Below are 12,307 nucleotides of genomic sequence, written 5' to 3' on the forward strand. Positions count from 1 at the left end.
GCGTCACGCCCCGATCGCCGCCAGCGCCTTGCGGATGCGCGTCGGCGAGACCGGCACCGGCGTCCCCAGCTGCTGCGCGAACAGGCTGACCCGCAGCTCCTCGAGCAGCCAGCGGACGTCATCGAGCGCGGCGTCACGGGCCGGGTCCGGCGGCGCGGTCGCGGCGCGCTCGCGGGCTGCGGTGTAGAGCTGCTCGACGTCGTGCACCTGCCACGCGAGGTCGGCGTCGCGCGTCGGGTTGTCCGCGGCCTTGGCCAGCCGGTGCCGCGCGGCGCGCAGGTAGCGGACCAGCTGCGGCAGGCGGTCGGCACCGACGCGGGACACGAACCCGTCGTGGACGAGCGCCGCCGCCTGCTCACGCACGTCCTGCGCGGTCGCCAGCAGCGCGAGGCTGCTCGTGGCGCGCACGTCCGAGTCGAGCTCCCGCCACGCCGACAGGACCCCGACGAGGTCGCCCACGACGCGGTGCACGTCGTCCTCGAGGGCGTCCCGCACCGCACCGCGCAGTGCGGCGTACGCGTCGGCGTCGCGGATGTCGCGCGGGGTGCGTCCCTGCAGGTGGCGGGCGATGAGTCGGTCGATCGACGCGAGCTGGACGTCCGCCACCAGCGCGTCGGTGCTCGGGTACGGGGACGCGGCGAGCGCGAGCGCCTGGGTGCCGGTCCACCGGCTCGTCACGCGGGGGGTCGCGAGCCCGACGTCGAGCAGCAGCAGACGACGCAGGCCACGGCGGGCGGCGGCCTGCGCGACAGCGGCGTCGGCGAGGACGCGCAGCGCGACGGTCGCGCGCGCGCCCGAGCCCTCCTCGACGAGCGTCGGGTAGGCGCGGACGAGGCCGCCCGCCGGGGTACGCGCCTCGATGACGTCGGGGAGCGCCGGAAGGTCGGGCCACGTCGTGAGGCCGGTGCGCTCGAGGTCCGGGGTCGCGCCGGACCGTGCTGGGGCGCCGGGGGCGTGACTGGATTGCACTCTCGCGCCGGGGGTGGGGGTGGCGGCGGAGGGCTGGGTGGGAGTGGGCTGGGTGGGGGTGGGCTGGGTGGGGGTGGGCTGGGTGGGAGCGGGCGGCGAGGTGCCGGCCTGGGCGGCTGCCTGCTCCATGGCGGCGCGTACGGCCGTGCGCACCGCGGAGGAGACGGCGTCCTGCGCGCGGTCGGCGAGCCGCCGCTGCAGGGCCAGCAGGTCCTTGCCCTCGTCGATGACGCCCCCGCGGTCCCCGACGACGCGGAACGTCATTCGCAGGTGCGGGGGCAGCCGGTCCTCGTCGACGGCGTCGGCGGGCACCTCGACGTCCCGCAGCGCCCGGACGGCGCGCGCGAACATCTCGCGGAACGACGGTGCGGCGTCGCCGGCGCGCACGGTGTCGGCCCACGACGCGGAGTTCTCGGCGAGCCACGCGTCGACGGCCCGCGCGACGTCGGGTGCCGGGACCAGCTGCACGCGCACCGGCTTGGGCAGCGCGCGGATCGTCGCGGTCAGCAGCTCGGCGCGCATGCCCGGGACCATCCAGTCGAAGCCCTCGGGCCGCACGCGCGGCAGCTGGGAGATCGGGATGTGGATGGTGACGCCGTCGGCCTCGGTGCCGGGCTCGAACTGGTAGGTCAGCGGGAACGACAGCTCGCCCTGCGGCCAGCGCGAGGGGAACGCGTGCTCGTCGATCTCGGCGGCGTCGTCCCCGACCAGCAGCTCGCGCGTGAAGGACAGCAGGTCCGGGTCGGCGCGCTTCGCGACCTTCCACCAGGTGTCGAAGTGCCGCGCGGACACGACCTCGGGCGGGATGCGCGCGTCGTAGAAGTCGAAGAGCGCGTCGTCGTCGACGACGAGGTCACGGCGGCGGGCGCGGGCCTCGAGCGCCTCGGCCTCGTCGAGCAGGCGGCGGTTCTCGTGGAAGAACTTGTGGTGCGTCGTCCACTCGCCCTGGACGAGCGCGTGCCGGACGAACAGCTCGCGCGCCTGCTCCGGGTCCGTCTTGGCGAGCAGCACGCGACGCTGCGCGACGACCGGCACGCCGTAGAGCAGCACCTTCTCGTTGACCATCGCCGCGCCCTGCCGCGTCGACCACGCGGGCTCGGAGAAGGTGCGCTTCACGAGGTGGGCCGCGGCCTCCTCGACCCACGCCGGGTCGACCTTCGCGACATCGCGCGCCCACAGCCGGGAGGTCTCGACGAGCTCGGCGGCCATGACCCACGACGGGGGCTTCCGCGACAGGCCCGACCCCGGGAAGATCGCGAACCGCGCACCGCGCGCGCCGAGGTACTCGTTGCGGGCGCGCGCGTCGGGCTTGCGCGGCTTGCCGTCGCGGCCCTTGGGCGGGTTGCCCGCGGCGACGTCGGTGACGAGCTGCATGCCGATCTGCGACAGCAGGCCCGGCAGCATCGCGCGGTGGATCGTGTCGGCGTCCCACGTCCACCGCGTCTGCACCGCGTCGGGGCGCTCGACGGTGCCGGCTTCCTGCGTCGGTGCGCCCGTCGGGGTGTGCCGGCCACCGTCGCGGCGCCCGTCGCGCCCGTGCCCGTCCGCTGCCGGGGCGACGTCGGACGTCGGGGTCGGTGCGCCCTTGGCGTGCACGCCCAGGCCCTTGGCCATCTCGCGCAGCTGGGTGACGACGTCCTGCCACTCGCGCACGCGCAGGTAGTGCAGGTGCTCGGACTTGCACATGCGCCGGAACGCCGAGCCGGACAGCTCGCGCTGCCGGTCGCGCAGGTACGTCCACAGGTTGAGGTAGGTGAGCAGGTCCGACGACGGGTCGGCGAACCGTCGGTGCAACGCGTCGGCCGTCTCGCGGGACTCGGCGGGGCGCTCGCGCGGGTCCTGGATGGACAGCGCGGCGGCGATGACGACGACCTCCCGCGCGACGCCGCGGCGCCCGGCCTCGACGACCATGCGCGCCAGGCGCGGGTCGATCGGCAGCTGCGCGAGCTGCCGGCCCGTCTCGGTGAGGCGCGTGCGGCCGCGGACCTCCTCGAGCGCGTGCAGCTCGGTGAGCAGGCCGACGCCGTCGCGGACGGAGCGGACGTCCGGCGGGTCGACGAACGGGAAGTCGACGACCTCGTCCGGGGACGCCACGACGCCCACCGCGATCATCTGCAGGATCACCGACGCCAGCGACGTGCGCAGGATCTCCGGCTCGGTGTACTCGGGGCGGGACTCGAAGTCCTCCTGCGAGTACAGGCGGATCGCGATGCCCGGCGCCACACGGCCCGACCGGCCCGAGCGCTGGTTGGCGGACGCCTGCGAGATCGGCTCGATCGGCAGGCGCTGCACCTTCGTCGCCTTGGAGAACCGCGAGATGCGCGCCGTGCCGGGGTCGACGACGTACCGGACGCCCGGCACGGTCAGCGACGTCTCCGCGACGTTGGTCGCCAGGATGACGCGCCGGCGCGTGTGGGGCTCGAAGACGCGTCGCTGCTCGGCCGCGGACAGGCGTGCATACAGCGGCACGATGTCGACGCCGTTCGGGTGCTTGGGGTCGACGCGCGGGCCGAGCGAGCCGCGCAGCGCGTCCTCGGCGTCGCGGATCTCCCGCTCACCGGACAGGAACACGAGGATGTCGCCGGGCCCCTCGGCCATGAGCTCGTCGACGGCCTCGGTGATGCCCGTGACCATGTCACGGTCCGGGCCGTCGTCGGGGGACAGCGGCTGGTACCGGATCTCGACGGGGTACGTGCGGCCGCTGACCTCGACGACGGGCGCGGGGACGCCGTCGGGGTGCTCCGCGGTCGGCGGGCCGGCGAAGTGCCGCGCGAACCGGTCCGAGTCGATCGTCGCCGACGTGATGACGAGCTTGAGGTCCGGCCGCTGCGGCAGCAGCCGCGTGAGGTACCCGAGGATGAAGTCGATGTTGAGGCTGCGCTCGTGCGCCTCGTCGATGATGAGCGTGTCGTACATCCGCAGCATCGGGTCGCGCTGGATCTGCGCGAGCAGGATGCCGTCGGTCATCACCTTGACGAGCGTCGAGTCGGACGACTCGTCCGTGAACCGCACCTGGTACCCGACGACGCCGCCGAGGGGGACGTTGAGCTCGTCCGCGATGCGCTCGGCGACCGTGCGCGCCGCGATCCGGCGGGGCTGGGTGTGGCCGATCTGGCCGGCGCGACCGCGGCCCAGCTCGAGCGCGATCTTGGGGATCTGCGTCGTCTTGCCCGAGCCGGTCTCACCCGCGACGACGACGACCTGGTGGTCGCGCAGGGCGGCGGCGATCTCCTCGCGGCGGGCGGAGACGGGGAGCTGCTCGGGGTAGACGATCGGGGGGAGGGTGACCGCTGCGCGGGCCTCGGCGGTGCGGCTGAGGCGGGCGTCGTCCCGGCGGGGCCGGTGGCCTGCGTCATGGCGGGGAGCCCGCTCGCGGGACGAGCGCTCGGGGCCCCGGCCCTCGTCCGTTCGCCCGTCGCGTGGCCCGTCCTGGGTCCGCCGACCGGCACCCCGCCCGGCCCGGGCGCCACGACGTCGCCCCGGAGCGCGCTGACCGTCGGCGTGCGCACCCTCGCCGCGCGGACCCTCGCCGCGCGGACCCTCGGGGGGTGCGGCGTCGGCGGGGGCGGGGTCGGACGTGCTCACGACCCACCATCCTCCCAGGCGGCGAGGCGGGCTTCACGTCCATTGCCCGCGGCGCACCGCCTCAGGTGCGGGTCGAGCGGATCGCGGAGCGCAGCACGACGACGCCGGCAACGACGCCCATCGCCACGACGGCGAGCACCGAGGTCCCCAGGGACACCGTCGGGTCGACGAACGCGAGCACGAGCGCGACCAGTCCGAGCACGACGACGACGGGCCCGGCGCGGCGCTGCCCGCGACGCGCGGCCATGACGAGCCGGTCGAGGCCCGGACGCTCATCGAGCCGCAGCGCATCCGACTGCGCGGCGTCCGGCACGGGCACCTTGGGGAGTCCGTTGCCGATGACGACAGCGACCAGGGCGAGAACCGCCGCCATGACCACGCGGCCCGTGCGCTCGTCACCGCTCGCGTAGCTCAGGAAGAACGCGTGCAGGGCGACGATCACCAGGGTGAGGATCGACAGCGCGATGTCGACCGAGCGACGGTCGGTCTCGCGCGTCCGCCACAGCGGCACCGAGGTGGTCCGGGCGACGCGCTCGCGGACCGGCTGGGCGAGCACCAGGGCGGCGCCGATACCGAGGAGCAGCAGCGGGAACAGCGCGACGAGGACGAGTTTCGGCACAGAGGCGTCGGCGCCGTCCTTGCCGCCGCCCTCGAGCGTCAGGACCCAGGGCAGCCGGCCCCAGACGTACACGGACAGGGCCGCCATGGCCACCAGGCCCAGTGCGGCGACCGTGAGCCCCCGGACCGGGACGGTTCGTGCCGGCCCGTTCGCGGTCATCGTCTCGTCGCGCATGTCGTCCCCTTGGTCACTCGGTCGGCGGTGCCGCGCGGCCGACGCCGAGCGACTGGAGGAAGCCGGCGAACGCGGACTCGACGACGGACGCGTTCGCCGTGTACCGGATCGTCGTCCCGCGTCGTTCGGCGATCACGAGGTCCGCCTCGCGCAGGATCCGCAGGTGACCCGACAGCGTCGGTCCGGCCACGTCGAGTGCGTCGGCGAGCTCGCCGACGAGCATCCAGTCCCGTCGGGCCAGCTCCCGCAGCACCGCCCGCCGCGTCGGGTGCGACAGCGCGGCGAACACACCGTCCGGCATGGCTTCCTTCCTATTTCGTGAAATACCAAAATAGCGCGGATCCGGACATCTGACCACCCCTTCTCCGGTGCCCGGCGCCGCCGACGGTCTCGCCGTCACCACGGACCGCATGCGCCCCGACGTCCACCCGTCGGGACGCGGCGCCCGCGAGACCGGGCTCGCGCGGCCCGTGCGCACGGGGGAGCCGACTCAGCCCGGTCTCGCGGTGGGCCCGTCCCGGGATGTGGACGTCCGCGTTCGCAGGGTGCCGCGGAGCTGCCGTCACGACTGGTGGACGGCCTCGGTAGCGCGCGGCATGGCATCACGAGGTGCACCTGAGCCGTGGGGCGACCTCCCGCGGCAGCCTGGCTGAGGTCGGCGCGACTTCTCACCATGCGGGTCCACCTCCAGGCCCGTCGGCGGCCCGTCCGTCGTCACCGTCCACGGCTCGTGCGGCGAGACGCCGACGCGCGGCTCGCCGCCGCGCAGTTCGCCGCCACCCGGTCATCCGGTCACGGTCATGGCCTCATGGCACGCCGCGGGCGGCGTTCCCGCACGTCAGGAGCCGGTCATGTTCCGCAGCTGCTCGACGTCCACGAGCCCTCGGACGACCGGCCCGATCATCACCAGGTACATCAGCGCGAAGAACGTCGCGCCGATCAGCGTGAAGCCGATCGCGTTGCCCAGCGCGCCGGGCGTGCGCAGGTGCCCGAGCACCTTGCGCACCAGGTGGCGCGGGTGCTTCACGTCCCACGAGTTGAGGCGCACGTGGCGGCCCAGGTAGATGCCGAACGCGACGAGCAGCAGCAGCACGCCCTCCAGCAGGCGTGCCGTCGTGCCGGTCAGCGGCTCGGCCGAGTCCACGCCGCCGACGACGAGTGCGACCAGCACGACGAGGAACACGTTGAGCACCGTCGTCAGGACGCCCGACATCGCCAGGACCAGCACCGACAGGACGTCGTACCACTCGGGTACCCGCTCACCCTCGCGCCGGTGGTTGAGGTTGAGCTCGGTGATGAGGTAGCCCGAGTTGGGCAGCAGCAGCAACCACACCAGTCCCAGCACCGCACCGACCACCCACACGACCGGACGCGGCGTCCCGACGACGACCAGCGGCAGCAGCACCACCACGGCGAGCCCCAGGACGACGAGCGGCGCTGCCGACAGCACGAGGTTCAGCAGCATCGGCCGGTACAGCCGTGCCCCGTAGACGGGTGCCCGGACGACGACCAGCACCGCCGCGAACACGTTCATCAGCAGGACCCCTACGACGAGGCTGGTCAGCACGCGCACTCCCTTCACCGGTGGCGCCCCATCATGGCGTGCGCGGTCGGCGCGCACCGTCGTCCACAGGTGCCCGGCGGGGACGTGTCCGGAATCGGTAGGTTCTGCGCATGCGTCGACAGGGGCAGGGCGTCGTGAGGTGCCGGTGGGCGGTGGTCGCTGCCGTCGCGGTGCTGGTCGGCGGGTGCACCGGGGAACCGGTGCCGGAGCGCACGACGGTGGCGGCGACGCCGAGCGCGAGCGCGAGCCCCGTGCCGAGTCCGCCGCCGCGACCGGAGATGCCGGTGAGGCCGCAGGGGATGGATGAACCGACGGCCGCCGGTGCGACGGCAGCAGCGACGCACTTCTTCGAGCTGTACGACTACGCCTTCAGCACCGGCGACGCGGGACCCCTGCGGGCGTTGTCCGCCGAGTCCTGCACCTACTGCAACGAGGTCGTCCAGCAGGTGCAGCAGGCCGTCGACGATCGTCTGCTGACCGAACGGGACCCGTCAGAGATCACCGACGTCTCCGTGGTGGAGGTGCGACCGGGCGAGTGGTTCACGGTCGAGCTCCGGCGGTTCCAGGGAGAGATCAGGCTCCGAGGCGACGACGGATCGGTTGTCGCGACGGAGCCGAAGGGCGCGCCCCTCGACTACGGCCTCGCCCTCTCCTGGACCGACGATCGGTGGACCGTCGACGAGGTGGGCCTCACGGCGGCACCTGGATGACGCGCACCCTGACAGTGGCACTCGCTCTTGCGGCAGTCGCCCATCTGACCTCTGTGCCCGGACCGCCGTCCAACGGCCTGCCGGGGAGCACTCGGAGCCAGATCGCGGCGGCGGCCAACAGCAGGTACGTCGACCTCGCCGCAGACCGATCCCAGCGCCAACACGCCGAGGAGGCGAACCCCGTCACCCAGGCCGCCACCGGCCGCGAATGGAGGTCCGTCAACGCGATCGGGTGCACGCGCGGCCTGTTGCCCGCTGCCCCGGACGTCGACGGGCTGTGCGACGACGGTCTTCCCTCGGTGTACGTCATGCAGTGCGACCCCGCCGACTGGCAGCTGCCCCGCTGGCGCAGCTACCGCGGCCCCGGCGCGAGCGCATGGAGCCCGTGGGAGCAGGTCGACTACGGCACGTGCCCGGCGGACCGGGTCCCGGCGATGACGGCCGAGGACTTCCGGCGGCTCCCACTGCCCGCGCCGACGCTCGTCATGCAGCCGGAGGGCGACTGGGTGCTGGTGAACATCGAGACGATCGTGCGGACCGACCCCACGCCGGTCGTCCTCACCACGGACCTGCTGGGGTACCAGGTGGAGGTCGAGGCGCGCCCCGCCGTCTTCGCGTACGACTTCGGCGACGGCTCGGAGCCCCTCGTCACACGGGACCCCGGCAGCGCCTGGCCGGACTTCACCACGCACCACGTCTACGAGCGGCCCGGTCAGGCGTCGATCACGCTCACCACCACGTGGACCGGCCGGTACCGGCTCGTCGGCACCGACGACTGGCTGGACGTCGCCGGCACGGCCCGCACCACGACGACCGGCCCCGCCTTCCGCATCGAGGAGCGCACGTCCCGCCTGGTCGCGGACCTGTGCACGGACCGGCCCACGCCTCCGGACTGCTGAGGCCCGTCATGCGCGGGTCAGCCGCCCGTCAGGGGCAGCTGTCGGCCGGGGGTTCGCCGGCGAACCGCTCGTGCGTCCACGCGAGCAGGTCCGGCACCAACGGGGAGTCGGCCTCCACGAGGGCGACGTGGTCGAGCCCCGCGTACGAGCGGTGGTCGACGGCGTACCCGGCGGAGCACCGCTCGTCCACGTACTCGTCCTGGGAGGACGCCACGACGATCGAGTCCGCTGTGCCCTGCGCCACGAGCAGCGGCGCGGGGATGGGACCGGACGGCACGTTCTGGTCGAGCCGCTCGCCGAACGCACCCGTGTAGGGGTCGGCGTGCTCCCACACCGGCTGGTCGAGCAGCAGCGCTGTCAGTGCGGAGACCACCACGCCACGCTCGGCGAGGCACCGCTGCGCCATCTCCTGGACGATCACGCGGGCGCCGGGCCGCACGACCTCGTCGAGCCGCACGTCCGGGTACGTCGTGGCGTACCCCTGCGCGAGGTACGCGGCGAACAGCGCGCCCACCGAGACCTCGGGCAGGTGCGCGAGCAGCGCGGACGGGTTCGACGCGGGGGCCAACGCCGCGACGCCGAGCAGCTCGACGTCCGGCGCGTACTGCGGCCCGACGATGCCCGTCCACAGCGCCGCACCGCCGCCCTGGGAGTGCCCCCAGGCCACGTTCCGGTCGCTCAGGGCGACGTCGTCGAGCTCGTGCGCCGCGCGGACCGCGTCCAGGACGTCGTACGCCGCCGCCCGCCCGACGAGGTACGCGTGCGGCCCGTCGGTGCCCAGGCCCGCGTAGTCGGTCGCGACGAGGGCCCAGCCCTGCGCGAGGACGTCGTCCAGGACGAACATCGCGCCTGCCGCGAGGCCGTCCGGCAGCACCGACGGCGCGCAGCCGGGGGTCACGCCCGTCGTGCCGTGCGCCCACGCGACGACGTCGGCGGGCCGGGCGTCCGCGCCCGTCGCGGCCCGCGGCGCGACGACCAGGCCGGACGCCACGGTCGGCGTCCCGTCCTCGCGGGTCGTCGTGTAGAGGATGCGCCACGCCGTCGCGTCGGCGGGCACCTCGGTGGACGCGAAGGGCTCGCTCCTCAGCAGGCGCCCCGGCTCGTCGGGCACGTCGGCGGGCGCGGCGTAGAAGTCGTCGGGCTGGTGCGTGCCGCGGTCGATGCCGATGCCCACGGCCACCAGTGCGAGGGTGACGACGAGCGCCGCGACCTCGCCTGCGACCCGCCGCGCTCCCGGACGCGCGCGCCGCTCCCAGCGGGTGGGGCGGTGCGGACCGCGGCCGCGCACGGCCGCAGCGACCCCGCGCAGACCGGCGAAGAGCACGCTCACCCCGACGAGCACGGCGACGACGAGCACGGTGACGTCCGGCCACGCGAGCGCCAGGGCGCCGAGCAGCAGCGACGTGGCACCCGACAGCAGCGCGCCAGCGCGCCCCGACCCGCTCGCGCGCTGCGCAGCGAGGACATCGAGGACGCCGTCGAGGACGAGGACCGCGCCGACCGCGACGGCGAGCACCCGGATCGTCGGCCCGGGCCACAGCACGACGACGAGCGCAGCAGCCAGGTACGCGACGCCGGCGAGCCACCACCAGCGCGACGGCACGACGTCCGCCGTGGCGCCGTCGGCCGCCGGGCGGCCGGTGACCAGCCGGACCACGCCCAGCACCACGAGGCCGACGGCGACGCCGACCACCAGCACTGCGAGCGACACGAACGGCCGCAGCGCCAGCACCGCACCCACCGGCACGGCGACCAGCGACCCGACGAGCAGCGTCCACCGTCGCGCGCCGCCGCCGAGTCCTGCCGCACGAGCGCGTGCGTCGAGCCCTGTCATGCCCCCGACCGTACCGACGTGGCGCCCCGGGCCCGACGTCTCCGCGTGCGCTGCGCGCCGTGACGCGGGCGACGCCTCGGGACAGGGTCTCGCGCCGGGCTCGATGAGAGCGTCCTCACACTTTGGGGTGACGCGGGCGACGCGGCGGCCATCCGGGCGGCATGCTAGGGCGCCTGGGCGATTCGTCCGGATGGTCCGACGACGACGGGAGGCTCGGTGCTCGAGCAGCCATGGCCTTCCCCGGGTCCGGGTCCGCAGCAGCCGCGCGACGCGCACCGCCAGCACTGGGCGAACGACGCACGCCACCGACCGCCCACCGGTGGTTCCGCGGCGTCGTCCGGACCTGACGCGTGGGGCGAGCGCCCGGCGCGTGAGCCGGCCGTCCGGCGGCGGGCCGACCGCGTCCACCGCGACGACGCGGTCGCGCGGGACGGCGTCGAGCGCAGCGGCCACGAGGACGGCGTCGGGCGTCCCGACGCTCCGGCGCGTGACGGCCGGGAGCCCGAGCGGCGCCGCCCGTCGTCCGCGCGCTGGGTGCCCGCCGAGGAGTGGATCCCCGACCCGACGCCGGCTCCCGAGCAGCGCTGGAGCCCGGAGCAGGACTGGCTCGCGGCGTTCGCGGACCGTGGCGAGGCCGCCGAGCCGCCGTCCGCCCGGTCGCGCGCCGGGAGGGGCCGGTGGGTCGTGGCCGGTGGGGCGGTCCTCGTGCTGGGGGTCGCGCTCGCGGTCGGGCTCCTCGCCTTCCTGTGACCTGCACGGCCGGGGCTCGTCGGGCACGCGTCCGGTGTTGCGCGGGCGTCCGTCGCAGGCCCGCCGTCGGCTCGTTACGGTGGACGCGTGAGCGACGCCCCCGGACCCGACGCCCCCGGACCCGCAGCCGTCCCGGACCACGAGCTGCGCACCGACGGTGAGCGTCGGACCGTCGCGGCGCTCGACGCCGCGGGTCTGGCGTACGTGCGCACGCGGCACGGGCGCGTGGGGTCGCTCGCGGAGGCCGCCGCTGCTCGGGGCATCGAGCCCGCCGACCTCGTGAAGACGATCGTGGTGAGGCGCGGGGACGACGACTTCCTGCTCGTCCTGCTGCCGGGCGACCGGACGATCTCGTGGCCGAAGCTGCGTGCGCTGCTCGGTGTGAGTCGCCTGTCGATGCCCGACGCGGCGGTCGCGAAGGACGTCACCGGGTTCGAGCGCGGCACGATCACGCCGTTCGGCGCGACGCGCGCCTGGCCGGTCGTGGTGGACGCCAGGGCGTCGGGGCGGCGCGTGTCGATCGGCGGCGGGGGCCACGGCGTGGGGATCCAGCTGGCGACCGACGACCTCGTGCGGGCGCTGGGCGCGACGGTCGCGGACGTCAGCGAGGCTGCCTGACCCGTTCGGGTCAGCACCGAGTCAAGCAGGGGTCAAGTCCCGGTTGGAGAAGCGTAGAGTCCTCGGGAACACGCGCCCAGGGGTGCGCGTTGTGACGCAGCGGGACCCCGTTCGCCGCGCCGATGTCGGTGCCGGTGGGTAGTTTTCGTCCCGCCCGTCGCACCCCCGGTACGACGACGTACCGGACCAGCCACGAGGAGCGCGAACGCCACGATGACCGAGCTGACTGCTGCGATCGAGCGCGCCCCGGAGCCGACGGACCACGAGATCCGCGTCGAGCACCGTGCGGGACGGGCCGTCGTCTGTCTGGTCGGCGAGATCGACGCGTCGCTGCGCCAGTCGGCGTCGGCGTCCATGGGCATCGCGCTGATGAGCGGTCTGCCGCTGCTCGTCGACGCGAGCCAGGCGACGTTCATCGACTCGTCCGGTGTGGCGTTCGTCCTGCAGCTGCACCTGGCGGCCTCCGAGGCGGGCGTCGAGCTGACGCTGCACGACCCGAACCACGTGCTGCGGGACATGCTCGAGATGGTCGGCCTGAGCGGCGCGATCCCCGACGACGTCTGACGCCGTCGCGGGTCGACCGCG

The 12,307-nt window shown here is 74.6% G+C and carries 10 protein-coding genes; 5 read left to right on the top strand and 5 right to left on the bottom strand.

The features are described from left to right. Nucleotides 1-3: 3 nt before the first annotated feature. The 4 genes from hrpA to NP048_RS00580 form a co-directional block, all read right to left on the bottom strand. Nucleotides 4-4,554 carry an ATP-dependent RNA helicase HrpA gene (gene hrpA / locus NP048_RS00565; protein WP_227577034.1) on the bottom strand — a complete coding sequence of 1,517 codons (4,551 nt, stop codon included), beginning with the start codon at nucleotides 4,552-4,554 and terminating at the stop codon, nucleotides 4-6. A gap of 61 nt (nucleotides 4,555-4,615) precedes the next feature. Further along, nucleotides 4,616-5,347, bottom strand: coding sequence for a hypothetical protein (locus tag NP048_RS00570; RefSeq protein WP_227577035.1), 732 nt, complete (start codon nucleotides 5,345-5,347; stop codon nucleotides 4,616-4,618). 13 nt (nucleotides 5,348-5,360) lie between these two features. Next, nucleotides 5,361-5,648 (bottom strand): ArsR/SmtB family transcription factor, encoded by a 288-nt coding sequence (locus NP048_RS00575; protein ID WP_227577036.1) that lies wholly within the window; start codon nucleotides 5,646-5,648, stop codon nucleotides 5,361-5,363. A 537-nt stretch (nucleotides 5,649-6,185) separates the two neighbouring features. Then, on the bottom strand, nucleotides 6,186-6,914 hold the full coding sequence (locus NP048_RS00580; RefSeq protein WP_227577037.1) for a DUF1361 domain-containing protein: 729 nt from the start codon (nucleotides 6,912-6,914) through the stop codon (nucleotides 6,186-6,188). 275 nt (nucleotides 6,915-7,189) lie between these two features. Here NP048_RS00580 and NP048_RS00585 point away from each other — a divergent pair, with 275 nt between their 5' ends. Further along, nucleotides 7,190-7,621: a DUF6318 family protein gene (locus NP048_RS00585; protein ID WP_227577216.1), complete on the top strand. Its 432-nt coding sequence runs from the start codon at nucleotides 7,190-7,192 to the stop codon at nucleotides 7,619-7,621. A 53-nt stretch (nucleotides 7,622-7,674) separates the two neighbouring features. Then, nucleotides 7,675-8,520: a hypothetical protein gene (locus NP048_RS00590; protein WP_227577038.1), complete on the top strand. Its 846-nt coding sequence runs from the start codon at nucleotides 7,675-7,677 to the stop codon at nucleotides 8,518-8,520. Nucleotides 8,521-8,548: 28 nt separating this feature from the next. Here NP048_RS00590 and NP048_RS00595 read toward each other — a convergent pair whose 3' ends face one another. Beyond that, nucleotides 8,549-10,354, bottom strand: coding sequence for a lipase family protein (locus NP048_RS00595; protein ID WP_227577039.1), 1,806 nt, complete (start codon nucleotides 10,352-10,354; stop codon nucleotides 8,549-8,551). A gap of 216 nt (nucleotides 10,355-10,570) precedes the next feature. Here NP048_RS00595 and NP048_RS00600 point away from each other — a divergent pair, with 216 nt between their 5' ends. The 3 genes from NP048_RS00600 (at nucleotide 10,571) to NP048_RS00610 (ending at nucleotide 12,286) form a co-directional block, all read left to right on the top strand. Beyond that, nucleotides 10,571-11,104 (top strand): hypothetical protein, encoded by a 534-nt coding sequence (locus NP048_RS00600; protein ID WP_227577040.1) that lies wholly within the window; start codon nucleotides 10,571-10,573, stop codon nucleotides 11,102-11,104. Between the two features lie 144 nt (nucleotides 11,105-11,248). Continuing rightward, entirely contained in the window at nucleotides 11,249-11,722 is a 474-nt protein-coding gene (locus NP048_RS00605) for an aminoacyl-tRNA deacylase (protein WP_227577217.1), read from the top strand. A 213-nt stretch (nucleotides 11,723-11,935) separates the two neighbouring features. Further along, nucleotides 11,936-12,286: an STAS domain-containing protein gene (locus NP048_RS00610; RefSeq protein ID WP_227577041.1), complete on the top strand. Its 351-nt coding sequence runs from the start codon at nucleotides 11,936-11,938 to the stop codon at nucleotides 12,284-12,286. Nucleotides 12,287-12,307 lie beyond the last annotated feature (21 nt).

Source organism: Cellulomonas xiejunii, from assembly GCF_024508315.1.
Taxonomy (GTDB): Bacteria; Actinomycetota; Actinomycetes; order Actinomycetales; family Cellulomonadaceae; genus Cellulomonas; species Cellulomonas xiejunii.

Excerpts from the sequence above, each read along its gene's own strand:
- NP048_RS00570 (WP_227577035.1), bottom strand. The coding sequence starts at position 5,347 with ATGCGCGACGAGACGATGACCGCGAACGGGCCGGCACGAACCGTCCCG.
- NP048_RS00585 (WP_227577216.1), top strand. The coding sequence starts at position 7,190 with ATGCCGGTGAGGCCGCAGGGGATGGATGAACCGACGGCCGCCGGTGCG.
- NP048_RS00575 (WP_227577036.1), bottom strand. The coding sequence starts at position 5,648 with ATGCCGGACGGTGTGTTCGCCGCGCTGTCGCACCCGACGCGGCGGGCG.
- NP048_RS00610 (WP_227577041.1), top strand. The coding sequence starts at position 11,936 with ATGACCGAGCTGACTGCTGCGATCGAGCGCGCCCCGGAGCCGACGGAC.
- NP048_RS00595 (WP_227577039.1), bottom strand. The coding sequence starts at position 10,354 with ATGACAGGGCTCGACGCACGCGCTCGTGCGGCAGGACTCGGCGGCGGC.